This window comes from Sphingobium aquiterrae (genome assembly GCF_037154135.1).
Classification (GTDB): domain Bacteria; phylum Pseudomonadota; class Alphaproteobacteria; order Sphingomonadales; family Sphingomonadaceae; genus Sphingobium; species Sphingobium aquiterrae.
In genome coordinates this window covers 23,726-47,156 of sequence record NZ_JBANFL010000011.1, presented here as the reverse complement: position 1 = coordinate 47,156, position 23,431 = coordinate 23,726, and the positions used below count along the sequence as shown (strand labels likewise).

Sequence of the window (23,431 nt, the reverse complement as noted above, 5' to 3'; positions counted from 1 at the left end):
GCGCCTCCCGGTGTCATTTGTTTGCGGGGTTCTCATACTATCCACGCCCATCCTAGCGCCACGATCCAGAGCCCCAGGCAGGCTCGGCGATACAGGGCAAGCGCGCGGCGGACGTCATGCCGGCATGGGTCTCGTCCATCGCCCAGCCATGGCTTGGGCGTCGCCACGCCGTCATAGCGCAGCGGTCCGCCAAGGCGGATGCCCAGCGCACCGGCCATCGCCGCCTCCGGCCAGCCCGCATTGGGGGAAGCATGTTTGCCGCCATCGCGCCGCAGGATGCGCCATCCCCGCCCGGCGGCAAGGCACAGCAGCATGGCGGCAAGCCGGGCGGGCAGCAGGTTGGCCAGATCGTCGCATCGGGCCGAAGCCCAGCCAAAGGCGCGCAATGGCGGCTCGGGATGGCCGATCAGGCTGTCCGCGGTATTGACGGCCTTATAGGCCCAGATGCCCGGCAACCCCAGCAGCATCAGCCAGAACAAAGGTGCGGCGACGCCGTCGCAGAAGCTTTCGGCCAGGCTTTCGATGGCGGCGCGAGCGATCCCGGCCTCATCCAGCCCGGCGGTATCGCGGCCGACGATCATGGCAACGGCCTGCCGGGCGGCGGGCAGGTCGTCGCGCTCCAGCGCGCGGGCCACCGGCAGGATATGGTCGAACAGGCTGCGCTGTGCGAGCGCGGGGCATGCCGCCAGCGCGATCAGCAGCCAGCCGGCCGGTCCGGCGTGATGGTCGATCGCCAGCGCGATCAGCCACCCCGTGCCACCGCCCGCCAGCAACAGGATCAGAAGAGTGGCGATGCCCGCTGCCCGGCGCATGGCATCGGGCAGGTCCGGGCGGTTCCATCGGGTTTCGCAGGCAGCAATGATCCGGGCAAATCCGCCGACGGGGTGCCCGACCCGTGCATAGAGCCAGCGCGGCCAGCCGATGCTCGCGTCGAGCATCAGCGCGGCGAGGGCGACGGGGTCAGCCATTGGCAAGCGCCCGGTCCAGCCGTTCATAGGCCGCCGCGCCAGAGGGGAGGCCGAAGCGAAGCCAGCGCGGGTTTTCCGCGAAGGGACGGGTCAGGATGGCATGGCGGGCGAGATGCTGGAACAGGCCATGGGCGTCGTCCGCCTCGATCAGGCGGAACAGGGGGCAATGGCCGATGGGCCGATGGCCGTGGCGCATGAGCAGATCGTCCAGCCGCGCCGCCCGTTCCGGCAGGTCCGCGCGCGTCCGGGCGATCCAGCCTGTGTCCCGATAGGCTTCCGTGCCGATGGCCAGCGCCGCCGCCGACAGCGGCCAATCGCCCAGCCATTGGCGATAGGCCGCCACGATCCGCGCCGGACCCAGCACGAAACCCAGCCTGAGACCGGCCAGCCCGAAATATTTGCCGAAGGAGCGCATGACGATCAGCTGTCGGTCATCCGCCACCATGGCCGCGACGGACTGCCCCGGCGCGGCATCGGCAAAGGCTTCATCCACGATCAGCCAGCCGCCGGCGTCCTGCATCCGGCCAAGCCATGCCAGCAATTGCGCCGGGGCGACCATCCGGCCATCGGGATTGTTGGGATTGGCGAGCAGCAGCGCGGATGGTTCCGCCAGCGAGGCCGGGACATCGGCGATCCCCCGGCTCTGCGGAAAGATCGCGCCATGGGTTCGGTAGGCGGGCGTGAAATGCAGCGCGGGCAGGGGGAGGATGGCGGCGAGCAGGCGCAAGCCCATCTCGCTGCCGGGCACGGCGCAGCAATGGGCGGGATCGACGCCGAAATGCCGCGCAGCCGCCGCCTCCAGAGCGGCCAGCTGCCGGGGATCGGGCAGGGGATGCCAGTCCGGCGCGATGGCGGCGGCTCCCGGCCAGGCGACGGGGTTGATGCCGGTGGACAGGTCGATCCACGGCTCGGCGCCTTCGCCGAAAAAGGCGCGCGCTTCGGCAAGGCGGCCGCCATGCCATGTCCACTCGCCGCTCATGCCGCGCACAGCAGGCCCAACAGCAGCCCGCTCTCCACCAGTTCGATGCCTGCGCCATGGCCGTCGCCGGAGATGCCGCCGATCCGGCGCCCGATCCACCAGCCCCAGGCGATAAAGAGCGGGAGCGCAATCGCCAGCCCCGGCGCGAAGCAGGCCGCAATCCCGCCGGCCGCCAGCCAGCAGGCGACATGACTCCAGCGGATCGCGCCGCCAAACCGCGCGCCAAGCCCCTGATGCAGCGGGGGCAGCCATAGCGTCCAGACGAGCGGCCCGATCCGGGCGATGGCCGGCACAGCGGCGATGGCCCATAGCGGCGCTGCGGGAATCGCGAGCCGCAGCAGGACCAGCTTGGCGATCAGTTGCAGCGCGATGGCGGTCGCGCCGAAACTGCCGATATGGGGGTCCGCCAGCACGGCGCTCAGCCGACTCCTGTCCTTGTGCGCCGCGCCCGCGGCGTCGGCGATGTCGCCAAGGCCGTCCAGGTGCAACGCGCCCGTCACCCATATCCAGCCGACAAGCCCCGCCAGCGCACCCGCCCAGGGATCGACCCGTCCCCCCGCCCAGGTCGCGGCGGACACCACCGCGCCGACCGCCAGCCCGGCCACCGGGAACCAGCGCATGCAGGCCGCGAAATCCTCTTCGCTCGCCGCCATGGCGGGCAAGGGCAGGCGCGTCATGAACTGCATGGCAAGGATCAGCCGCCTCATGTGGCCAGCGCCGTAATGAGCGCGGTGCGTTGCGCGCCGGGCCATATCCGCAAGGAGATGAGCGCCGTATAGGGAAGGTCGAAGGCCCAGCTCTGCCGGTAATCGAGGCCGAACAGGCAGGACAGCGCGGCCCGCATGGCGCCTGCATGCGTGACCACCAGCGTCGGTGCCCCGATCTCCTCCAGCGCGGCGCCGACGCGCGCGACAAGGGCGTGCCATGTCTCCCCCTGCGGCGGCGCATGGCCCAGAGGGTCGTTCCAGAAGGCGGCGAGCCGTGCCGTGTCCAGTTCGCCGGGATGGGCGCCGTCCCATGCGCCGAAATCCAGCTCACGCCAGCGTGGGTCGATGCGCAGCGGCAGGCCATGCGATGCCGCGATCATGTCCGCTGGATCGCGCGCCCGGACAAGGTCCGAACAGACGACCGCATCGACCTCAAGTTCGCGCGCGCGTGCAAGGCAGGCGGCGCAGCCCTCGTCGGTAGCGGCGGCATCGGTATGGCCGAGCAGCCGTCCGGCGCCGACGGGCGCGCCATGGCGCATGAGGTGCAGCGTGAAGGCGGTCACGATGCGGGCGGTGGCAGGGAGGGCAGTTGCAGGGCGCCGGCGATGGCTGCTTCGGCGAAGGTCGCCATGCCGTTATGCGCGGCGAGCGCCGAGCGGACGATCTGCGCGGCCACCGCGGCGCCCGTGCCTTCGCCAAGGCGCATGCCCAGTTGCAGCAACGGCTCCAGGCCGAGCTTTTCCAGCAGCCGGACATGCCCCGCTTCCGCCGAGCAATGCGCGGCGAGGCAATGGGCGGTGAAACCGGGGACGGCGGCTGCCAGCGGTGCGATGGCCGCGCAGCAGATAAACCCGTCCAGCAGCACCGGCACGCGCTGCATCCGCGCGGCCAGGATGGCGCCCGCCATGGCGGCGATTTCCCGCCCGCCAAGGCGCCGCAGCGTTTCGAAGGGGCTGATGCATCCCGCCGCGTGAAAGGCGAGCGCCTGCGCGATCACGCTTGTCTTGCGACCGATGCCGGCATCGTCGATGCCCGTGCCGCGCCCGACCCAGCGTTCCACTGTCCCGCCGAAGCTCTGTGCGCAGAGCGCGGCGGCGGGGGTGGTGTTGCCGATCCCCATCTCGCCGACGAACAGCAGGTCGATGCCGGCGGTGACGACCTGTGCCCCGGCCGACAGGGCGGCCAGGCATTCCGCTTCGGTCAGCGCGGGCGCGCGGCTGATGTCGCCCGTTGGCCTGTCGAGGTCGAGCGGGATGACCGTCAGCTCGGCCCCGCACGCCCCCGCCAGCGCATTGATCGCCGCCCCGCCGGCGCGGAAATTGGCGACCATCTGCTGCGTCACCTCCGGCGGAAAGGCGCTGACCCCTTGCGCGACCACGCCATGATTGCCGGCGAACACGGCCGCCCGGATGCGCTCCGCGCGGGGGCGGGCGGTGCCCTGCCAACTCGCCATGAACAGCGCGATCTCTTCCAGCCGCCCCAGCGATCCGGCCGGTTTGGTCAATGCCGCCTGCCGGAGCGAAGTGGCCTCCATGGCCTGCGGATCGGGCTGCGTCAGGTTGGCGAGCGCATGCTCGAATGCCGCGACGGAAGGAAACAGGCTCATGGCACCACAAATCCCTCTGGCGGGGTGCGGGTGATGAAATGGCCTTTCACGCCGGCCGGCCAGTCGGCATAGCGCACCTGTCCTTCCGCGCTGGCGGCATGATGGCGGGCATAATCGAGGATGGCGCGGGCGGCATCGTCATCGGGCGTGAAATCGCCCAGCACATAGCCGATCTTGCCCGGCGCGCGGATGTGGACGGTGCAGTGCCGGGTGCAGGCGAACAGGCAGGCCATGTCCTGCACGGCGATGCCGTCAAAGGCGGGATCGCCGTCTTTGACGCGCCGCAAGGCATCGCCGAGCAGCGCACCGCCGCGCCGCCCGTCCCCGTCCTCGCGCTGTTCGGGGGAAAGGCGGCATGTGCTGCACACGACCACCCCCGTTCCAGCCGCCGATCCATCCTCCACCCGGCGCAGCATCAGAAACGGCTCCTGATGCCGAGATAGACGGAGCGGCCGAGCGATGAATAGCCGCCCGCCGTCTCATAGGCGACGTCGAACAGGTTTTCGATCCGGCCCTGCACGGTCAGGCCGGGCAGGAGCTTCCATTCCGCCCGCAGGTCCGTCAGCAGATAATCGTCCAGCATGGTGCCGCCGATCCGGTCGAGGCTGCCACCCGCATAGCGCAGGGCAACGCTGGTGGTGACGCCGAAGGGGAAATCATAGCCGATCCGGCCATTGGCCAGATGCCGGGGCACGCGCGCCAGCTGCCGATTGAAATTGCCGCCTTCGGTCCGGTCGACGGCGGCGATCCAGCTGTAATTGCCATCCATGGTCAGGCGCCCGAGGTGGAGCGTGCCGGCAAATTCCAGCCCATGGGCGCGGCTCTTGTTCACATTGGCATAATAGCCGAAACGCGTGGTCGTGGTGCCGGGGACATAGCATATGGCCGGCAGCGCGCCGCTGGTCGGGCAATAGGCGAAGTCGATCAGATTATCGGTCTGCCGTTCGAACCATGTGCCCGAAAGCCGCAGCTTCTCACCCAGCAGCGCCTGTTCGATGCCCGCCTCCCAGCTTTGCGCCTTTTCCGGCTGCAGGTTGGCCGCGCCATAGAGGCTGAACAGCTGATAGAGCGATGGCGCCTTGAACCCTTCGTCATAGCTGGCGCGCAGCACGGTCGCCCCCTTGTTCAGCGACCATGCCGCCCCGGCGCTGAATACCGTGTTTCCGCCGAAGTTGGAATGATGATCCCGCCGCGCGCCGCCGTTCAGCGTCAGCCCGGCAAGAGGCGTCAGGCGCAGCTCGGCATAGAGGCTGTCGATATCGGCGCGCGTCTGCGTCAGTGTATAGGGCAGGGCGTTGTTGGCGGGCGAGCCATTGGTCATCCGCTGCTCCTCGCGCTCCGCGCCGAAGACCATGTCGGCCAGCGGTGAAAGCGTGAAGGTGCCCTGATATTCATAGCGGCGGACCTTGCCCTTCGCATCGAAATTGAGGGCGCGGATCGTGCGGCGCGGATCGTAATTCTCGCGGTCGGTATCGCTCTGCAGGATGGCGATCCGGTTCCTCAGCCGGCCATCCAGCAGCGCCGCGTTGATGCCGGCATAGACGGTCCATTCCTTCGTCAGCCCATAGACGGGGGCGTCGCCGGAGCTGCCGTCGAAATCATTGCGGGCGCTGGCATAATAGCCGCGAAGGTCGACCGAGACCGCCTGCGAGAGGCGCAGCGTGGCGGTGCCATTGCCGGCGTTGCGGCGATAACCGTCCTTTTCCGTTCCGCTGGCGAGCGCGGAAATCCCGTCCGTGGTGAAGGTCGATCCGGACAGGCGCCAGTCCAGCAGGTCGCTATGCCCGCCGACAGCCGCCCGGCCGCTGATCGTCTGGCGCGATCCGGCCTCCATCGCGGCGCTGCCCTCCAGCGCTTTTGTGGGGCGCGCGGTCTGGACATTCACCACGCCGCCGATGGCGTCGCTGCCCCAGAGGATGGATTGCGGCCCGCGCAATATCTCGATCCGCTCGATATCGTCGGTCAGCAGGTTGGAAAAGCTGTAGCCGCCCGCCGTCGATGACGGATCGGCCAGCCGCATCCCGTCGATGACGAACACCGTCTGCCCGGCATCCGCGCCACGGATGCGCAGCGATGTCGTGGTGCCATAGCCGCCGTTGCGGACCATGCTGATGCCCGGTGTCCGCACGAGCGCGTCCGATATGGCGATCGGCTGTGCCTGTTCGATATCCTCGCGGTCGAGCACGGTCACGCTGGACGAGACCCGGTCGCGCTCGACCGGGGTGCGCAGCGCGGTGACGACGATCTGGCTGTTGTCGGCGTCGGCGCCAGCACTGGCTTCCGTATCGGGCGTCTGGGCCAGCGCGGGCGAGGCGATAAGAGCGGAAAGGCAGAAGAAATGTGAAACGGTATGCATTGATTCGGTCCCCCAAAGGCACGGAGCCCCGAACGGGAGACGCGGGAGAATGCACGGGCGCATGCGCACGACATCCGGCCCGCGCTTTCCCGCGCGAGGCAGTCAATGTCGTTGCTCGAGGAAGACCCCGCTCGGCCGGTGCACCCTGCCCGGACGAAGAACGACCGCGTCAGGCAGGTCTCCTGGCTTGCGGGTCGACGCCGTTCCGGACCGCCTTCTCAGAACCCGAAAGTCCCAATGGCATTTGGCCCGATGGCTCACCGCTCACAGTTGCAGGGGCAGCCGGGGTATCGAACCCCGTTCCCTTTGAATCCCCTTTCGGGGAACCTGTCGCGAGGCGGGCAGATACCGTGCGTTGCAGCATTCCGCAAGCCGCGATCATGCCGCACGCTTGCGCAACGACGCCCGCTATCCTATCCCCGGTGGCGCAACGGGTGCCCGAAAGGGCTTAATCGGGAAGTCCGGAACGGCCATCTGGCCAAAGCCGGCACTGCTCCCGCAACTGTCATCGGCGAGCGCTTCGCCACATGCCATTGGGGTCTTGGCCCTGAGAAGGCGGCGAGGGCGCGAGGAACCGAGAAGTCAGGAAACCGGCCGGTTGCCGTCGATCCTTCGCGCGGGCGGGATGTACCGGGCGGACGAGGGCTGAACCCCTTGCGTGACGACATTGTGCGTAACGTTGAAGGGGGGAGCCGCGATGATGCCTCACAGCTGAAGAATGACGCCATGGCCCGGCGCGCGTGGTGTGCAGCCACCATGCCGGCCACGATGCGCTTTCCCCGCCGGCCTTTGCGCCGGCATCGCTGATTCCCTTTCCTGTTCGGAGACCATGATGATGGCCCAACGCACGCGTTTCGACCTTGGCATTTTTGCGCTGCTGGCGCTGGTGATGCTTGCCACCCGCACCCATTCGCTCAGCGCCTATGTCCACCTGCCCGACACCGGCTGGGCGAGCTTTTTCGTCGCCGGATATTATATCCGTTCGCGCATGGCCTTTCCGGCGCTGTTCCTGCTCGCCTTTGCCATCGACCTTGTCGTCATCGGCGCGAGGGGCGGGGCGTCCTTCTGCTTCACCCCGGCCTACTGGATGCTGGTGCCGGCCTATGGCACCATGTGGTGCGCCGGGCGTTTCGCGGCGAAGCGCATGGGGGCGAGCCTTGCCATCCTGCCCGCGATCGTCGTGCTGGCGGTCGGCGCGACATTTGTCGGCCATCTGTTTTCCAGCGGTGGATTCTATGTCCTGAGCGGCCATTTCAAGGACCCGTCGCTGGCCGGGTTCGCGGGGCGCATCATCCGCTATTTCCCCGGATCGCTGCTGTCGACGCTGACATGGACGGGCGTTGCGATCGCCTGTCATGCGGTGGTCGTATTGCTGACGTCCGGCCAGTCATCGGGACAGCGCCGATGAGCGACATGGAGGGCCAGCACCACAAGGCGGTCGTTGATCCGAGGGCCGTGGCGGCATCGATCGATGCGGGGTGACGCCCGATGCCCGGCCTTGCTGGTCGCCGCGCCGGCATCGGGGCAGGGCAAGACGCTTGTCACCGCGGCGCTCGCCCGGCGGCATCGCATGGCCGGGCGGCGGGTGCGCGTGTTCAAATGCGGCCCGGATTTCCTGGACCCGATGATCCTGGAGTGCGCATCGGGGGCGCCCGTCCATCAGCTCGACCTGTTCATGGGGGGTGAGGCCTATTGCCGCGCCCTGCTGCATGAAGCGGCGCGCGACGCCGATGTGATCCTTGTCGAAGGCGTGATGGGGTTGTTCGACGGCCATCCTTCCGCCGCCGACCTAGCGGCGCGCTTCGGCCTGCCGGTGCTGGCGGTGGTCGATGGTTCCGCGATGGCGCAGAGCTTCGGCGCGCTGGTGCATGGCCTTGCCAGCTATCGGGACGATATCGGTGTCAGCGCCGTGCTCGCCAATCGGGTGGCGGGTGCGCGCCATGCCGGGATGCTGCGAGACAGCCTAAGGGGGGATGTCCGCTGGCTGGGCGCATTGTTCCGCGATGGTGGGATCGCACTTCCAGAACGGCATCTGGGGCTCGTCCAGGCGCAGGAAATCGACGATCTCGATGCCCGGATCGAGCGCGCGGCGGCGCTTCTGTCCGCCGATGCGCAATGGCTGCCGCCGCCGGTGTCTTTCGCCGCGCCGGACGATGGGGAGCCGCCGCGCCTGCTGGAGGATGTCAGAATCGCCGTCGCCCGCGACGATGGCTTTGCGTTTCTCTATCCGGCCAATCTCGCCCTGCTGGAAAGGATGGGTGCTCGCCTGCGCTTTTTCTCCCCGATTCGCGATGGGGCGCTGCCGCCCTGCGATGCCCTGTGGCTGCCGGGCGGATATCCCGAGCTTCACCTGCGGGCGCTCGCCGGAAACATCGCGATGATGGAGAGCATTCGCGCGCATCATGCATTGGGCCGGCCGATCCTCGCCGAATGCGGGGGCATGCTGTATTGCGCGCGCACGCTGGCCGATGTCGCGGGGGAGCAGGCGTCCATGCTCGGCCTGCTGGATGCCGGGGCAAGCATGCAGCCGCGCCTGTCCGGGCTGGGCCTGCAGGAGGTGACATTGCCGGAGGGCCATCTGCGGGGGCACAGCTTCCATTATTCCCGGCTCGAAACGGCGGAGCTACCCCTGGCGAGGACGTCAAATCCCAATGGCGGCGTGGGGGAGGCCGTGTACCGGCGGGGTTCGCTCACGGCATCCTATGTGCATTTCTATTTCCCGTCATGCCCCGCTGCCGTGGCGGCGCTGTTCACGGCGCGGCACGCCTGATCGGCATGGAGCTGAATGGTGACTGGCCCTAACGCTCCACGATGCGCGTATAGAGATGCCAGCTGGCATAGCCGAGCACCGGAAGTGCCACCGCCAGCCCGATGAATGCGGGAATGCAGGCCACCGCCAGGATGATCGCGACATACAGCCCCCAGCGGAAGATGACGATCGGATTCTGCACGGTCGCCCGGAACGACGCCTCGACCGCGTCGCTCGCATGCACCGGCCTGTCGACAAGCATCGGGAAGGAAATCACCGAGATGGTCAGGGTGACGATGGCAAAGCACAGGCCGACGGCATTGCCGATGACGATCAGGCGCCAGCCTTCGGGCGTGCCGAACAATTGCGTCAGGAACGCGCCGACATCCGCCGGCGCCAGCGTGCCGAGCGTGGCATCGTAAATGGCGCGGGCCGCCACCATCCATCCGATGGCCATGATGGTCAGCGCCGCCGCCAGCCCCAGGATCTGGACGCGCGAGGTGCCGCGCAGGGGATCGAAGAAATGATTCCATCCGGTCTCCAGCCCTTTTTCGCGGCGCCGGGCCAGTTCGTAGAAGCCGATGGCGATGACCGGCCCCAGCAGCGTGAAGGTGGCCGCCATCGGGAAGATGAGCGGCACCATATGGCGGTTGAGCGCGAACGCCGCGGCGATGAGCGCCACCGCCGGATAGATGATGCCCGCGAAGAGGAAATCGCCCCGAAGCGCGAGAAAATCACGCACGCCCTCCCGGAGCGCCCAATGGAGATCGGCAACGCCAATGCGGCGCAGCTTCAAGGATGACATCGAAGACAGATGCGGTGACGCGGCGACCATAGCGAGTCTCCCAACTGGAGCGTCGCCACATGGCGCGGAAACGCTCTTTCCCTTGTGGTCGCATTTTCGGCCCGAATGCCTGTTTCCCGGCCATTGCCGAAAATGCTCCCGGCAGTTCCGGGCTACGATCAGCCAAGCTGCCGAACGGACATGGCGCGGGTGCAAAAGCGCTATCCGATTGAAGAACGATACGCCTTTCCCATGCCGGATTCCAGCACCGTTGTTTGCGCCGCGATGGATGCTGCCTGTTCCTGCGCTTCACGCGGGAAGCGCTGCCGGGGTCCGTGCGGCAGAAAAGGGGCGGAACGGGCGCGCCATTGCGCCGCATGACTATTTTCAGATGCGTGACGGCGATCACGCGTGCGCCCGTGCGAATCATCTATTCTAGCGGCGCGACCCGAGGAGATCAGACACTCCTGATTTCCTATATCCTGACCCGGCAAGCCTTACCGCTTGCCGGGTCATTTTTTATGCTACGGCCGCATCACGCAGTGAGTTGACAGGACGGGCCGCAAGGGCGCTTTTGGGCCGCTGTCTGAATGATCGGTGGGGGACAAGTTGCAGGAAGCGGAACGGCTGGCCGTGATCAGAACCGTCTTTGCCTGCGACAGCGACAGCGCGGCCGCCCTGGCTGCCGCGATGAAGGATATCCGATTCGCCAACAAGAGCGCGGTCGCCCGGCAGGGTGACATTTCCGGGCAGTGCTGGCTGGTCGTGGAGGGCACGGCCCAGTCCCGCATCATTTCGTCCGACGGCCAGGAAACGCTGCTCGCGGTCTACGGGCCGGGCGAGATCTTCGGCAATTATCCGGAACCCGCGCCGCTTCGCGCGGATATCATCGCCGTGGGTTTCCTCCACCTGCTGACCATCGAATCCGGTGCGTTGATGGCGTTCGCCCGTCGGCATGCGGACATCGGCTGCGGCTTGTCGGCATTGTTCGCGCGGCAACTCGACATCATGTTGGACCGCATGGCGGCCAGGACGACATTGACGGCGACGGGGCGGGTCTATGCCGAGCTTCTGAGGATGGCCGGGCCGTCCGGCCGGATCGCGCCGCCGCCCGTGCTTGCCGCGCTGGCGCTCAACGTCCACACGACCCGGGAAACCACCTCGCGCGCCATCGCGAATCTGGCGCGCCGCGGGATCGTCCGCCGGTCCGAAACGGCGTTGGAAATCCTGTCGCCGCGCCTATTGGCCGATCTTGTCGCCTGACGCGGTGTCGAGGAACAGGCCGTAAATGGCCACGTCGCCGGCGGCGGTGTGGATATCCCCCATGGTCTGGACATGCGCCGAGGGTAGGTGAACCGCCAGCGCCAGGGCCGCGCTTTCGCTGAGGCCGATCGCGCCGCCCAGATCGGCCAAGGCGATCGCGGCGGCGCGATCCGCGCGAAGATCATGCCTGTTCGCCAGTGGCACCGCCCGATAGTCGATCCCCAGCCGGACATCGGGATGGCGCCGGGCGAAAGAACAGGCGACTTCGGCGCAATCGGCCAGCGCATCGAAGCCGAAGATGAGATGATCCTGCTGCTTGCCCAATCGCCGACCCGACAGCCGCCGGCCCGACCCCAATGCCTCCGGCTCCAGCTTGGCGCCGGCGCCCGGCGGCACCGCGAGCAGGGCCATCGGGCGCATATCGGCGGACAGGGCGGATTGGACGTTGCTGCTCCGTTCGACCGTGACCTCGCGTAGCGGAATGCCCACCTGTTTCAGGGCGTCGTCATCGAACGGCGGCGGCGCCTCGTCCAGGGAACGGACGCGCAGGGCAAGGGCAGAGGATTGCAGCCGACGGCCTTCCTTGATGGCCTGGCCCATGGCCGCCTCGCGGGCGACGGCAACCGAGGCGCCGCTCAACGGGTGCCAGTCATCCAGGATGAGCACGGAAGCGGCCTGATCCATCAGCAGGTCGAACCGGGATTGCCATGCCGCCCCGAATGGCGCGATCGACAGTTCGCAGAACAGCTCCGGGGGGCAGGGCAGGACGACATGGACCAGCCCCCCGGCCCGGACGGCCGCCTCGGCGACGAGGATATCCGCGCCGGCGGCAAGGGCGCCGATGGCATAGCTGGGGGCGATGGCCCGCACCTGATCCTCGATGGCGGCCTGTGCCGCCGCGTCATCGGCCGCGATCCCCAATATGCCCTCGAAATGCAGGCATGGCGGCGGGCGATAGGGGGCCAGCCATGTTTCGGCGCCTCCCGTTTCCCGCAGGATCAGGGAGAATTGCCGCAGGGTGGAGGCATGGTCCTCCCATGCCTCGGGCTGGCAGCGGATTGCCGTTCCGAGCGCGGCGTCGGCCTCGGATATCCTGTCGAGCAGCAGCAGGGCTTCCGCCCTGGTGGCATTGAGCCAATAATCCGTTTCCGGCGCATATTGGCCGCCGTCGAGCAGCGCGATGGTTTCCTGCGCAAGGCGTTGCGACTGATCGCGACGCCCGGCGAGGCAGGCGAGCGTGGCCGCATTGATCAGGGGATAGGTGGCGCGCGACAGTTCCGAGGCCCGCAGATAGGCGGTAATGGCATCGTTGAGCGATGTCTCCCGCGCCGCGCCCTGTTCCTGGGCGGCGCGATCCTTCAGCAATCGGCCATGCACCGTGAGCACGTCCGGGTCCTGCGATCCGGCCAGATCGCCCCCGCCGGCATGGAACAAGGCCCAGGCCCGCTCCAGCGCGCCTGCGCGCGCCAGGCGCGTGATCATGTTCAGTTGCGATCTCGTCATTCAGGGACTCTGTTCCATATCCTTGATTGATCGCGATTTCTTGACCAGCGATCGATTCCGGTCGCCTGGAAACCGCTCCAGAGCGGTGAACGATTGGATTGAATCGTTCGCCGCCCTGATTGTCTTTTGTTTTCCGCATTCTGCGCGCCGTGGGCTGTTCCAGCCGATTTCAGAATGCTTTGGAGCATTTTCAGGACGACCATGAAACGATGATCGGGTTCGAAAATGCGGCGACACGGGCCGGCATATTGTCGCGCAATGCGCAAACGCGCCGGCCCGTGCAGTGACATGACCGGGCTTCAGCCGTCCGGCCCGGAATTCGTGCCGTCGGGGTCGATCACCAGCACGACCCCCGTCTTGCTGCCCTGCGCATAGTCGGCGCGAATGTAGATGTTGAAGATGAAGCCCTGGGTTTCGCCTTCCTTCAGCGGCGCGCCATCATAGCCGTTGCGCAGATAGTTCCGGCACCGCAGCGCCGGCAGGCCGCCGACGACAACGCTTTCCAGATCGCAGAAGCTCTTGTTGGGGGCAACCGGCGCCGGCGGCGGCGGCAGGGATGAATTTTCCTTCTTCTCCAGGAACCAGATCGGATCGGTGTCCGCCCCGTCGTGGAAGCTGTACCCCTTGGCGTTCAGCACGATGGTGAAATAGGAGACCAGCCGGGCGAACCGGATATCCTCGAAACCAAAGCCCTGGAATTCGGGATGGCGCTCGGGATCGTCCGACTGCGCCAGCTTGAGCAACCTGGCCTCGGTCGCCTCAAGCCCCTCCTTGCCGATCGGCGCGAACCAGCGATTGACCGTCCACAGGCCATCCGTCACGCCGATGTAAAGCAGGGTCACATGCTTTATGGGCCGCTCCGGCCCGGCAGTTCTTATGCTGTCTCCAAAAGTCATAAGTTACTCCTTGAAAAAAAGCGTTTCAGTCTGGTTGGTCGAGCGCTTTCAGGCGGCGCATGGTTTCCGCCTGGAATGCAGGTTCCGCCGCCGGATGCGAGGCGTCTTCGCGCAGCAGGCCGCGGGCGAGGCCGGACAGCCGGACGACTTCGGCCTCGTTCTTCTGCCCAGCCGCCACTTCCGCGGCATCCACGACGACGCGCAGATATTGTTCGAACCAGCGCTGGTTGTCGCGATCCCGGCTCTGCAGCCGCGCTGCCTCCACCTCCGCGTCCTTCAGCAGGCCGGCGGCGGTCGTGAAATCCCGGATTTCAAAGGCGATCCGGGCCAGGGCCCGGGTGGCGACCAGGGTGTCATAGGCCAGGTCGCCATTCTGGGGATCTTCCTGCCGCAGCGGCGCTAGCAGCCTGAGCTGTTCCAGCCGGTGGGCGCGTGCGGCGGGATAATGTTTGAGGTCGAACTGCACATCGGAAATCCGTGCGTGGCGTTCCGCAACCTCCATGCGCACGTCCAGCGCTTTCGGGTCGGCGGCCTGGGCCCGCTGGAACCAGGCGAGCGAGCGTTCATAGTCCGCGAGCGCGCCGGCATAGTCCGCCAGGAACTTGCGCTTCACCGCGCCGATGTTGCTGAGCGCATATCCCAGCTCGACAAAGCTGCGCGGCCGGTTCGGCTCCTGCTTCAGCAATTGCTGCGCCTGGTCCAGATAGGCGCTGTAGTGGCTGAGCGCCTCATCCGGGCGCTTTTCGAGCTGATCGACATAACCGACCCAGAATTCGCTCTGTGCATGCACGAAGATGCGTTCCGGATCGTGCGGGGCGTTCTCCAGCATGGCCGCGGTCGTCCGATGCGCTTCGTTGAACTTGCCCAGTGCGCCGGCCAGATTGCCCTTGGCGATGTCATCCTCCCCCATCGCATGCAGGATGCGCGCGCGCCGCTCCAGACTGGCGCTGGGCAGCCGCTCCAGATCGCCCTGCGCGCGGTAATAGTTCATCGCCTGCTCATTCGCCGCGGCCAGCGCGTCGAGCCTTCCGACGCTGCGCAGTCGCTGCCGCAAATCGGTGAGCATGAATTCGACCAGTCCCTCTGCCTCGGCGCGTTGCTTCTCGGCTTCCCGCCGTGCCTGCCAGGCGAAAACGGACAGCATCAGCAGGCATAGCATGACAATCAGGGAGACCACCGTGATCGCCGTCACGCGTCTTATCCGCCGCTGCGCGTCCCGCTGCACCAGCTGGTCGAGGCCGACCCCGGCAAGGCCGGCGACCAGTTTCAGCATGCCATGGCGATAGCTGCCGCCATCGGGCCGCAGGTCCGCGGCCAGCGGCTCATACCCCTCCCTCAGGGCGGCGGGGAAGGCGTCCTCGGGCTCTCCGGCGACCAGCGCGGCCAGCACCGGGCGATCGGGATGGATTGCGCGGAACAGGCGGATTTCCTGGTCGACCCAGGAAGAGGCGGCGGCGTGCGGCGAGCACAGCACGACCAGCGCCTGCGATTTGGCGATGGCCGCCTTTACGGCCTCGGAAAGGTCGGCCGCGGCGGGAAGCTCGTCCTGATCGCGGAATATCGGCCCCAGTTTTCGGGAAGGGTCGCCATGGGTCAGGCCCCTTGGCAGCCTGTAGGCCTCCAGCCTCCGGTGAAGCCGGCGGGCTTCTCCGGCGTCCTTGTGATTGTAACTGAGGAAGGCGGCATATGTGGCCGCCAATGCCTGTTCGTCTGCTGCCACGCCAAACCTACCCCCATGCGTACCCATCGTCCTTTATCATCGTGGCGTGCGCGCGGGGAAATATTTCCGCAACCGGCGCGCGTTCGGCCCGTCGGCGACAGGGTGAGGGCGAAGCCGTGCCGCCGGCCCGGCAGCGCCCCGGCGGCATCGGGGGGAAGGCGGTTTCCGCCCGCTATCCGTCGCTGCCCATCAGGCGATATCCCACGCCCAGTTCATTGACGATGATCGACGGCCGCGCCGGATCGGGCTCCAGCTTCTGCCGCATGTTGCGCACCACGACGCGCAGATATTCGATATGCTGGTCATAGTCGTTGGCCCAGACGGCGGAGAGCAGCTGGCGGTGGGTGATGGCCCGGCCAGGGAAGCGCGCCAACTCGGCGAGCACCGCGAATTCCTTGGGCGTCAGATGCACTTCCTCTGCGTCGCGGGTGACGCGGTGGTTGAGCAGGTCGATCTGGATGGCGCCAATGGTGACGCTGGATCGCCCGCCATCGGCCGCGAGGACCGTCCGCAGCGCCGCGCGGATGCGGGCCAGCAGTTCGTCCGTGTCGAACGGCTTGGTGACGAAATCCACCGCGCCCAGGTCCAGCGCGGTGACTTTCTCTTCCGTCGCCTCACGGGCCGAGACGATGAGGACAGGCGCCTTCGATTGCCTGGCGATGACCGGCAGCAATTCCATCCCCTCGCGATCGGGCAGGCCAAGATCGAGCAGGATGAGCTGGGGATCGGCCTTGAGGCTGGCGACGGCATCGCGCGCCGTCGCGGCCTCGATTATATGATAGCCGGCGCGGCTGAGCGCGCCCTGCAGCAGGCGGCGGATATGCTGGTCGTCCTCGACGATCAGGATGGTGGCGCTTCTGGTCATGTCAGGGTTCCCGCTTCCATCTGCCGGACCAGCAGCGTTTCGGGGAAGCGCAGGGAAAAGACGGCGCCGCTGTCATCCAGCCGGGATCGGGCCTCTACCCCGATGCCCATCGCATCGGCAAAGCCCTTGACGATGGCAAGGCCCAGGCCGGTGCCGCCCTTTGTGCGGTCCGATCCCTCGATGCGCTTGAAACTGTCGAAGATGCGGCTTTCGCTGCCCGGCGGCAGCCCCGGCCCATGGTCGATGACCGAGAGGATCAGCGCGCCGGGCTGGCGGCTGGCGGCGATGGCGATCGCCGTGCCGGGATCGGCATAGCGCCCGGCATTGTCGAGCAGGTTGATGAGGATGTGGTGGAGCAGGCGCGGGTCGACGCGGACCAGCGGCAGCCCCGGCGACACGTCCAGATCGATGGCATGCCCTTCCAGCGTGGCGCGGGTGTCATGCACGGCGCTGGCGATCGCGTCGGTAAGGTCGGTCGGCTCGACGGCGAGCGTCAGCGCCCCGGCCTCCACCCGCGCCATGTCGAGCAGGTTGGCGACGAAGCGGTTGAGCCGCGCGACCTCCGTCTGGATCGTGCCCGCCAGCGCCATGTCGCCTTCGCCCGAAAGCTGGGAGGCGGCGGTGGAGATGGCGGTGATCGGCGTGCGCAGATCGTGGCTGACGGAGGAGAGCAGGGCGGCGCGCAGCCGGTCGCGTTCCTTGAGTTGCGCGACATCGCGCATCTCGTCCTCCAGCCGCATGCGCTCCAGCACCAGCGTCGCCTGATCCAGCAGGCTCATGAACAGGGGCAACTGGTCCGACCGCAGCGGATCGCGCCCATCGTCCCGCGCGACGCCCAGCGCGCCCAGCGTGCGTGCAGGCGTTGCGAGCGGATGGAACAGCCAGTCGGACGCGGTCAGCGTGTCGGAGCCGCGCCCGGCGGACTGGCCGCGTTCCAGCGTCCAGTCGACCGCCGCGCGGGCCAATGCGTCCAGCCGGTCCTCCGGCGGCATGGCGGCGCGCAGTTCGGGGCCATGGGCGGAGGGGGTGATGAGCACGGTGCGCACGTCCAGCAGGCGCGCGATCTCGGCGCAGATGGTCTGCATCACTTCCTCGTCGGTGCCCGCCGCGTTGAGCTGGCGCAGGAACCCCGCCTGCGCGGCGTTCTGGCGCGCGCTGGATGCCGCAAGGTCCGCCTGGCCGCGCACCCGCGCGGCAAGCTGGCTGGTGGCAAAGGCGACGCCCAGCAGCACGACGATGGTGACGACATTTTCCGGATTGTTGACGGTCAGCGTGCCGGTGGGCGGCAGGAAGAAGAAATTATAGGCAAGGCTGGAGGCGATGCCGGCGAACAGCCCTGCGCGCAGGCTGAAGGTGCTGGCCGCGACCATGACCGGCAGCAGATAGAGCAGGGCGACATTGCCCAGGTTGAGGATGTGGAACAGCGTCGAGGCGATGCCGGTGACGGCCGCGACCATCGCCAGCGTCCAGGCATAGTGGCTGGCCTGTCCCCAGTCGCGCGGGGCCGACCGGCGGCCCCTGGGCACGCCCTCCGCATCCATGGGGAAGACATGCACGGCAACGCCCGGCGTTTCGCGCACCAGCCGGTCGACCACGGAGCCATGGCGCAGCTCGAACCAGCGCGAGCGGCTGGATTTGCCGACGAGGATCTGGGTGGCGCGCATGTCTGCCGCGCAGGTTTTTATGCCCGCCAGCACGGTTTGCGCGGGCAGGGACATGACGGCGCCGCCCAGCTGGCTGGCAAGGTTCAATATCTTGGCCAGTTGCCGCCGCTCGTCATCGCCGAAGTCCGCGTCGCGGGCGGTTTCGACATGCAGCACCGTCCATGGCGCGCGCAGGGCGTCGGCGATGCGCTTGGCCGCGCGGACCAGCGCTTCGCAGCCGGGATGCTCGCTGACCGCGACCAGCACGCGCTCGCCGCCCGCCCAGGTGCCAGCAAGCGCATGCTGGCGCAGATAGTCGAGCATCTGGCTGTCCACCGCCTGCGCGGCGCGGCGCAGCGCCAGTTCGCGCAGGGCGGAGAGGTTGGACTTGGCGAAGAAATGGCCCAGCGCCCGCGTCGCCTCATGGGGGACATAGACCTTGCCCTCCTTCAGCCGCTCGATCAGTTCGTCGGGCGGAATGTCGACAACCTCGATTTCCGCCTCCTCCAGCACCTTGTCCGGCACGGTTTCGCGCACGCGGACGCGGGTGAAGGAGGCGACGACGTCGTTCAGGCTTTCCAGATGCTGGATATTGACGGTGGAGAACACGTCGATCCCGGCGGCCAGCAACTCCTGCACATCCTGCCAGCGCTTGGGGTGGCGGCTGCCGGGTGCGTTCGTATGGGCGAGTTCGTCGACCAGCGCGAGCGCGGGGTGGCGGGCGAGGATGGCGTCGATGTCCATCTCCTCCAGCACGCGGCCCTGATAGTCGATCGCGCGGCGGGGGATGATCTCATGGCCTTGCGTCAGGCTTTCGGTCTCCGCCCGGCCATGCGTCTCGACCACAGCGATGACGACGTCGACGCCCGCCCGCAGCCGCGCCATGCCCTCGCTCAGCATCTCATAGGTCTTGCCGACACCGGGCGCGGCGCCAAGGAAGACCTTGAGACGGCCACGGCCTTCCTGCGCGGCGGCGCGCAGGAAGGCTTCCGGCTGGGGGCGATCGGAGGGCGCGTTCATGGCCTCCTATCTGCACCCAATGAATCCAGCTGTCGATTGAGCGCGAGCACGTTGACGCGCGGTTCGCCAAGGAAGCCCAGCATCGGCCGTTCGGTGCCCTGTTCCACCAGTCCGCGCAGCCGTGCCGCCGGGATGCCGCGCGCATGCGCCACTCTCTCTACCTGGAAAAAGGCCGCCTCGGGGCTGATATGGGGGTCTAGCCCCGAGGCGGAAGTGGTCACGAGGTCCGGTGGAACGGGGAGACCTGGTGAAGAGAGACGGAGTGCGGCGCTGTCGACCGTCACCCGATCGGACAGCGCCTGGGATGCCGGGCCGAGGTTGGAGCCCGAGGAGGCCATCGCGTCATAGCCCTTGCCGGCGGCGGACGGGCGGCCATGGAAATAGCGGTCGCTGGCGAAACCCTGCCCGATCAGGCTGGAGCCGACGATGCGGCCATCCTGCCGGACAAGGCTGCCATTGGCCTGCGCGGGGAAGACGAGCTGGCCGATGCCGGTCAGCGCGAGGGGGTAGGCAAGGCCCAGCAGCAGCGCGAACAACATGGTCATCATGAGCGCGGGGCGCAGGGCGGAGGCAATATCCTTGAACATGAAACGCTTCCTTCAGACGAGACCGACGGCGCCGATGGCCATGTCGATCAGCTTGATGCCGATGAACGGCGCGATCAGCCCGCCAAGGCCATAGATGGCGAGGTTGCGGCGCAGCAGCGCGCCGGCGCCCACCGGCCGGTAGGTGACGCCCCTGAGCGCCAGCGGCACGAGCAGCGGAATGATGATCGCATTGAACATGATCGCCGAAAGGATCGCGCTTTCCGGTGTCGCGAGGCCCATCAGGTTGAGCACGCCAAGGCCCGGATAGAGCGCGACGAACATGGCCGGGATGATCGCGAAATATTTGGCGACATCATTGGCGACGGAAAAGGTGGTGAGCGCGCCGCGCGTCATCAGCAACTGCTTGCCCAGCCCCACGACCTCGATCAGCTTGGTCGGGTCGCTGTCCAGATCGACCATGTTGCCCGCTTCGCGTGCCGCCTGCGTGCCGGTGTTCATGGCGACGCCGACATCGGCCTGCGCCAGGGCGGGGGCGTCGTTGGTGCCATCGCCGCACATCGCGACCAGCCGTCCGCCCCGTTGCTCCTGACGGATCAGGGCCAGCTTGTCCTCCGGCGTCGCCTGCGCCAGGAAATCGTCCACCCCGGCCTCGGCGGCGATGGCGGCGGCGGTCAGCGGATTGTCGCCGGTGATCATCACCGTGCGGATGCCCATGCGGCGCAGTTCGCCAAAGCGTTCGCGAATGCCCGCCTTCACCACGTCCTTCAGGGCGATCGCCCCCATCAGCCGGCCGTCGCGGGCCACGGCGAGCGGGGTGGCGCCACCCCGCGCGATCTCGTCGGTCACGCGGCGCAGTTCGTTCGCGGCCGGGGTGTCGACCAGCGCGGGATAGGCTTTGAGCACGGAGTCCACCGCGCCCTTGATGATCGTGACGCCGTCGATGCTGACGCCCGAGATGCGGGTCTGGGCGGTGAAGGGGATCACTTCCGCATCGTGCGGCAGCGCCTTTGTCTCCGCGCCGAATTGCTCGCGGGCGAGGACGACGATGGAACGGCCTTCGGGCGTCTCGTCGGCCAGGCTGGCGAGCAGGGCGGCATGCGCCAGTTCCTGGGGCGAGGCACCGCCGACCGCGCGGAATTCGCTCGCCTGACGGTCGCCGATGGTGATGGTGCCGGTCTTGTCCAGCAGCAGCGTGTCGATGTCGCCCGCCGCCTCGACCGCGCGGCCGGATTTTGCCAGCACGTTGAACCGCACCAGCCGGTCCATGCCGGCAATGCCGATGGCGGAGAGCAGCGCGGCGATGGTCGTGGGGATGAGGGTGATGAGCAGCGCGGCCAGGATCGCCACCGGCACGGAGCCGCCGGCATAGGCGGCAAAGCCCGGAATGGTGCCGACCGCGATCAGGAAGATGATGGTCAGGCCGACGAGCAGGATCGTCAGCGCGATCTCGTTCGGGGTCTTCTGCCGCTCGGCGCCCTCGACCAGCGCGATCATCCGGTCGAGGAAGCCCTGGCCGGGCTCCACCGTCACGCGCACCTTGATCGCGTCGGAGATGACGCGGGTGCCCGCCGTCACCGCCGACCGGTCGCCGCCGGCCTCGCGGATGACGGGGGCGGATTCGCCGGTGATCGCCGCTTCGTTGACCGAGGCGACGCCTTCGATCACCTCGCCGTCGGACGGGATGAGGTCGCCGGTTTCCACCAGGAAAACCTCGCCCTTCTCCAGCCGGGTGGCGGGCACGATCTCATAGGTGTCGCCCACGCCCAGCAGGCGCTTGGCCTTCAGGTCCGCCTTGGTGTCGCGCAGCGAGGCGGCCTGCGCCTTGCCGCGCCCTTCGGCCAGCGCCTCGGCAAAGGTGCCGAACAGCACGGTCAGCCAGAGCCAGATGACCAGCTGCAGCTTGAACCCGGTCGACAGGCTGTCATGGCCGACGACCAGCAGGATCGTGAGCAGCATCGCGACGCAGGCGGTGACGAACATCACCGGATTGCGGATAAGCTGGCGCGGATCGAGCTTGCGCACCGCGTCGCGGCAGGCGGGCAGGATCAGGTCTGCGGTGAACAATGATTTGGATGCGGTGTGTGCCATGATGGCCCTCGTCGGAAGAGTTGGCATCAGAAGAGTTGGCCGCGGATCATCGCGAGATGATCGGCGATTGGGCCGAGCGCGAGGCTGGGCAGGAAGGTGAGGCCGCCCATCACCAGGATGATCCCGATCAGCAGGCCAACCCATAGCGGGCCGGTGGTGGGGAAGGAGCCGGCGCTTTCGGGCGTATATTTCTTGGCCGCCAGGCTGCCGGCGATGGCCAGCATCGGCACGATCACGAAGAAGCGGCCGATCCACATGGCGAGCCCCAGCATGCCGTTATAATAAGGCGTGTTGGCGCTGAGCCCCGCAAAGGCCGACCCGTTGTTGCCCACCGCCGAGGTGAAGGCATAGAGGATCTCCGAAAAGCCGTGCGGCCCCTTGTTGAGCGGCCCGGCAAGGCCGGCGGGCAGCACGCTGGACAGCGCGGTGAAGCCAAGGATGATGAGCGGCAGGACGGCGATGGCCAGCACCGCCAGCTTCACTTCCCGGCCTTCTATCTTCTTGCCGACATATTCGGGCGTGCGGCCCACCATCAGCCCGGCGATGAACACCGCGAGGATGGCGAACAGCAGGAAGCCGTAGATGCCCGCGCCCACGCCGCCAACGACGACTTCGCCCAGCTGGATGTTGAACAGCGGGATCATGCCGCCCAGCGCGGTGAAGCTGTCATGCATGGCGTTGACCGCGCCGCAGGACGCCGCCGTGGTGATGACCGAGAAGAGCGCGGAGGCGGCGATGCCGAAGCGGATTTCCTTGCCCTCCATATTGCCGCCGGCCGCGCCCAGATGGTGCATCAGCGGCGTGCCGGCCGCTTCCTGCCAATAGGTGACGGTGACGCCGGCGATGAACAGCACCAGCATGGCCGACAGGATCGCCCAGCCCTGCCGTGTGTTGCCCACCGCCTTGCCGAAGCACCATGTCAGGCCGAAGCCGATGACGAAGATCGACAGCATCTGGACGAGGTTGACCAGCGCGGTCGGGTTCTCGAACGGATGGGCGCTGTTGGCGTTGAAGAAGCCGCCGCCATTGGTGCCCAGCATCTTGATCGCTTCCTGGCTCGCCACCGGGCCGAGCGCCAGCGTTTGCTTTGCGCCCTCCAGCGTGGTGGCGTCGATGGAACCGGCCAGCGTCTGCGGCACGCCGCTCGCGATCAGGAACAGGGTGTAGACGACGCACAGCGGCAGCAGCAGGTACAGCGTCACCCGCGTCGCATCGGCCCAGAAATTACCGATCGTCGCGCTGCTGCGCCGGGCAAAGCCGCGGAACAGCGCGAAGGCCAGCGCGATGCCGGTCGCGGCGCTCAGGAAATTATGGATGGTGAGCCCCAGCATCTGGCTGAGGTTCGACATCGTGCTTTCGCCGCTATAGCTCTGCCAGTTGGTGTTGGTGGTGAAGCTGATGGCGGTGTTGAACGCCAGATGCGGCGACAGGCCGGGATAGCCCAGCGGATTGAGCGGCAATAAGCCCTGCAGCCGCAGCACCGCATAAGTCAGCAGCATCAGCGCCGCGTTGAACAACAGCATGTGCGCGGCATAGCGCCGCCAGCCCTGCTCCTCGTTCGGGTCGATGCCCGACAGGCGGTAGAAGCCGCGCTCGACCGGGCCGAGCACGGCATGGAGCGGGGTGCGCCGCCCTTCGTAAAGGGCGTGGAGCCACAATCCCATCGGCCGGGTGAGGGCTAGCAGGATCGCGACGAAGAGGATGATGAGTGTCCATCCCTGAAAGGTCATGATGCT

Annotated in this window: 19 protein-coding genes and 2 riboswitches; of the genes, 3 read left to right on the top strand and 16 right to left on the bottom strand. The window is 67.5% G+C overall.

The window, feature by feature from the left end:
- Positions 1–32 precede the first annotated feature (32 nt).
- From cbiB to WFP78_RS12985, 7 genes are read right to left on the bottom strand one after another with little or no spacing between them, the layout of a single operon-like run.
- The gene (gene cbiB / locus WFP78_RS13015; protein ID WP_336962901.1) at positions 33–968 is read right to left on the bottom strand and encodes an adenosylcobinamide-phosphate synthase CbiB; all 936 of its coding nucleotides are present in this window, start codon (positions 966–968) and stop codon (positions 33–35) included.
- Complete coding sequence (gene cobD / locus WFP78_RS13010) at positions 961–1,947, bottom strand: threonine-phosphate decarboxylase CobD (protein WP_336962899.1); 987 nt, start codon at positions 1,945–1,947, stop codon at positions 961–963. The genes cbiB and cobD overlap by 8 nt, the downstream gene beginning before the upstream one ends.
- The gene (locus WFP78_RS13005) at positions 1,944–2,654 is read right to left on the bottom strand and encodes an adenosylcobinamide-GDP ribazoletransferase (protein ID WP_336962896.1); all 711 of its coding nucleotides are present in this window, start codon (positions 2,652–2,654) and stop codon (positions 1,944–1,946) included. Before WFP78_RS13005 ends, cobD begins: the two co-directional genes overlap by 4 nt.
- Positions 2,651–3,217 (bottom strand): histidine phosphatase family protein, encoded by a 567-nt coding sequence (locus tag WFP78_RS13000; RefSeq protein WP_336962893.1) that lies wholly within the window; start codon positions 3,215–3,217, stop codon positions 2,651–2,653. Before WFP78_RS13000 ends, WFP78_RS13005 begins: the two co-directional genes overlap by 4 nt.
- Positions 3,214–4,260, bottom strand: coding sequence for a nicotinate-nucleotide--dimethylbenzimidazole phosphoribosyltransferase (gene cobT, locus WFP78_RS12995; RefSeq protein ID WP_336962890.1), 1,047 nt, complete (start codon positions 4,258–4,260; stop codon positions 3,214–3,216). The genes WFP78_RS13000 and cobT overlap by 4 nt, the downstream gene beginning before the upstream one ends.
- On the bottom strand, positions 4,257–4,676 hold the full coding sequence (locus tag WFP78_RS12990; RefSeq protein WP_336962887.1) for a DUF1636 domain-containing protein: 420 nt from the start codon (positions 4,674–4,676) through the stop codon (positions 4,257–4,259). The genes cobT and WFP78_RS12990 overlap by 4 nt, the downstream gene beginning before the upstream one ends.
- A complete protein-coding gene (locus WFP78_RS12985) occupies positions 4,676–6,616 on the bottom strand; it encodes a TonB-dependent receptor plug domain-containing protein (RefSeq protein ID WP_336962884.1) in 1,941 nt (646 codons plus the stop codon). Before WFP78_RS12985 ends, WFP78_RS12990 begins: the two co-directional genes overlap by 1 nt.
- 155 nt (positions 6,617–6,771) lie before the next feature.
- Positions 6,772–6,962: riboswitch (cobalamin riboswitch) on the bottom strand.
- A gap of 69 nt (positions 6,963–7,031) precedes the next feature.
- A riboswitch (cobalamin riboswitch) is annotated at positions 7,032–7,229 on the top strand.
- A 216-nt stretch (positions 7,230–7,445) separates the two neighbouring features.
- On the opposite strand from WFP78_RS12985, the gene WFP78_RS12980 reads away from it, so the two are divergent.
- A complete protein-coding gene (locus WFP78_RS12980; RefSeq protein WP_336962882.1) occupies positions 7,446–8,024 on the top strand; it encodes a hypothetical protein in 579 nt (192 codons plus the stop codon).
- Positions 8,025–8,087: 63 nt separating this feature from the next.
- Entirely contained in the window at positions 8,088–9,386 is a 1,299-nt protein-coding gene (locus WFP78_RS12975) for a cobyrinic acid a,c-diamide synthase CobB (RefSeq protein ID WP_336962879.1), read from the top strand.
- Between the two features lie 28 nt (positions 9,387–9,414).
- Here the strand turns inward: WFP78_RS12975 and WFP78_RS12970 are convergent, their stop codons facing one another.
- A complete protein-coding gene (locus WFP78_RS12970; protein WP_336962876.1) occupies positions 9,415–10,200 on the bottom strand; it encodes a DUF2189 domain-containing protein in 786 nt (261 codons plus the stop codon).
- A 546-nt stretch (positions 10,201–10,746) separates the two neighbouring features.
- Here WFP78_RS12970 and WFP78_RS12965 point away from each other — a divergent pair.
- Entirely contained in the window at positions 10,747–11,412 is a 666-nt protein-coding gene (locus WFP78_RS12965) for a Crp/Fnr family transcriptional regulator (RefSeq protein ID WP_336962874.1), read from the top strand.
- Here WFP78_RS12965 and WFP78_RS12960 read toward each other — a convergent pair.
- The 8 genes from WFP78_RS12960 to kdpA form a co-directional block, all read right to left on the bottom strand.
- Positions 11,389–12,915 (bottom strand): TRAFs-binding domain-containing protein, encoded by a 1,527-nt coding sequence (locus tag WFP78_RS12960; protein ID WP_336962872.1) that lies wholly within the window; start codon positions 12,913–12,915, stop codon positions 11,389–11,391. The genes WFP78_RS12965 and WFP78_RS12960 overlap by 24 nt on opposite strands.
- A 299-nt stretch (positions 12,916–13,214) precedes the next feature.
- The gene (locus WFP78_RS12955; RefSeq protein WP_336962870.1) at positions 13,215–13,811 is read right to left on the bottom strand and encodes a hypothetical protein; all 597 of its coding nucleotides are present in this window, start codon (positions 13,809–13,811) and stop codon (positions 13,215–13,217) included.
- Between the two features lie 25 nt (positions 13,812–13,836).
- Positions 13,837–15,531 (bottom strand): TIR domain-containing protein, encoded by a 1,695-nt coding sequence (locus tag WFP78_RS12950; protein ID WP_336962867.1) that lies wholly within the window; start codon positions 15,529–15,531, stop codon positions 13,837–13,839.
- A 172-nt stretch (positions 15,532–15,703) separates the two neighbouring features.
- Positions 15,704–16,396, bottom strand: a complete 693-nt coding sequence (locus tag WFP78_RS12945) for a response regulator transcription factor (protein ID WP_336962864.1) — start codon at positions 16,394–16,396, stop codon at positions 15,704–15,706.
- The gene (locus tag WFP78_RS12940) at positions 16,393–19,059 is read right to left on the bottom strand and encodes a sensor histidine kinase KdpD (protein ID WP_336962862.1); all 2,667 of its coding nucleotides are present in this window, start codon (positions 19,057–19,059) and stop codon (positions 16,393–16,395) included. The genes WFP78_RS12945 and WFP78_RS12940 overlap by 4 nt, the downstream gene beginning before the upstream one ends.
- Positions 19,056–19,646 carry a potassium-transporting ATPase subunit KdpC gene (gene kdpC, locus WFP78_RS12935; protein ID WP_336962858.1) on the bottom strand — a complete coding sequence of 197 codons (591 nt, stop codon included), beginning with the start codon at positions 19,644–19,646 and terminating at the stop codon, positions 19,056–19,058. Before kdpC ends, WFP78_RS12940 begins: the two co-directional genes overlap by 4 nt.
- A gap of 12 nt (positions 19,647–19,658) precedes the next feature.
- Positions 19,659–21,695 (bottom strand): potassium-transporting ATPase subunit KdpB, encoded by a 2,037-nt coding sequence (gene kdpB / locus WFP78_RS12930; protein ID WP_336962855.1) that lies wholly within the window; start codon positions 21,693–21,695, stop codon positions 19,659–19,661.
- Between the two features lie 26 nt (positions 21,696–21,721).
- Entirely contained in the window at positions 21,722–23,425 is a 1,704-nt protein-coding gene (gene kdpA / locus WFP78_RS12925; RefSeq protein WP_336962852.1) for a potassium-transporting ATPase subunit KdpA, read from the bottom strand.
- Positions 23,426–23,431: the final 6 nt, after the last annotated feature.

Excerpts from the sequence above, each read along its gene's own strand:
- cbiB (WP_336962901.1), bottom strand. The coding sequence starts at position 968 with ATGGCTGACCCCGTCGCCCTCGCCGCGCTGATGCTCGACGCGAGCATC.
- cobD (WP_336962899.1), bottom strand. The coding sequence starts at position 1,947 with ATGAGCGGCGAGTGGACATGGCATGGCGGCCGCCTTGCCGAAGCGCGC.
- WFP78_RS13005 (WP_336962896.1), bottom strand. The coding sequence starts at position 2,654 with ATGAGGCGGCTGATCCTTGCCATGCAGTTCATGACGCGCCTGCCCTTG.
- cobT (WP_336962890.1), bottom strand. The coding sequence starts at position 4,260 with ATGAGCCTGTTTCCTTCCGTCGCGGCATTCGAGCATGCGCTCGCCAAC.
- WFP78_RS12990 (WP_336962887.1), bottom strand. The coding sequence starts at position 4,676 with ATGCTGCGCCGGGTGGAGGATGGATCGGCGGCTGGAACGGGGGTGGTC.
- WFP78_RS12985 (WP_336962884.1), bottom strand. The coding sequence starts at position 6,616 with ATGCATACCGTTTCACATTTCTTCTGCCTTTCCGCTCTTATCGCCTCG.
- WFP78_RS12980 (WP_336962882.1), top strand. The coding sequence starts at position 7,446 with ATGATGATGGCCCAACGCACGCGTTTCGACCTTGGCATTTTTGCGCTG.
- WFP78_RS12975 (WP_336962879.1), top strand. The coding sequence starts at position 8,088 with ATGCGGGGTGACGCCCGATGCCCGGCCTTGCTGGTCGCCGCGCCGGCA.
- WFP78_RS12970 (WP_336962876.1), bottom strand. The coding sequence starts at position 10,200 with ATGGTCGCCGCGTCACCGCATCTGTCTTCGATGTCATCCTTGAAGCTG.
- WFP78_RS12960 (WP_336962872.1), bottom strand. The coding sequence starts at position 12,915 with ATGACGAGATCGCAACTGAACATGATCACGCGCCTGGCGCGCGCAGGC.
- WFP78_RS12955 (WP_336962870.1), bottom strand. The coding sequence starts at position 13,811 with ATGACTTTTGGAGACAGCATAAGAACTGCCGGGCCGGAGCGGCCCATA.
- WFP78_RS12945 (WP_336962864.1), bottom strand. The coding sequence starts at position 16,396 with ATGACCAGAAGCGCCACCATCCTGATCGTCGAGGACGACCAGCATATC.
- WFP78_RS12940 (WP_336962862.1), bottom strand. The coding sequence starts at position 19,059 with ATGAACGCGCCCTCCGATCGCCCCCAGCCGGAAGCCTTCCTGCGCGCC.
- kdpC (WP_336962858.1), bottom strand. The coding sequence starts at position 19,646 with ATGTTCAAGGATATTGCCTCCGCCCTGCGCCCCGCGCTCATGATGACC.
- kdpB (WP_336962855.1), bottom strand. The coding sequence starts at position 21,695 with ATGGCACACACCGCATCCAAATCATTGTTCACCGCAGACCTGATCCTG.
- kdpA (WP_336962852.1), bottom strand. The coding sequence starts at position 23,425 with ATGACCTTTCAGGGATGGACACTCATCATCCTCTTCGTCGCGATCCTG.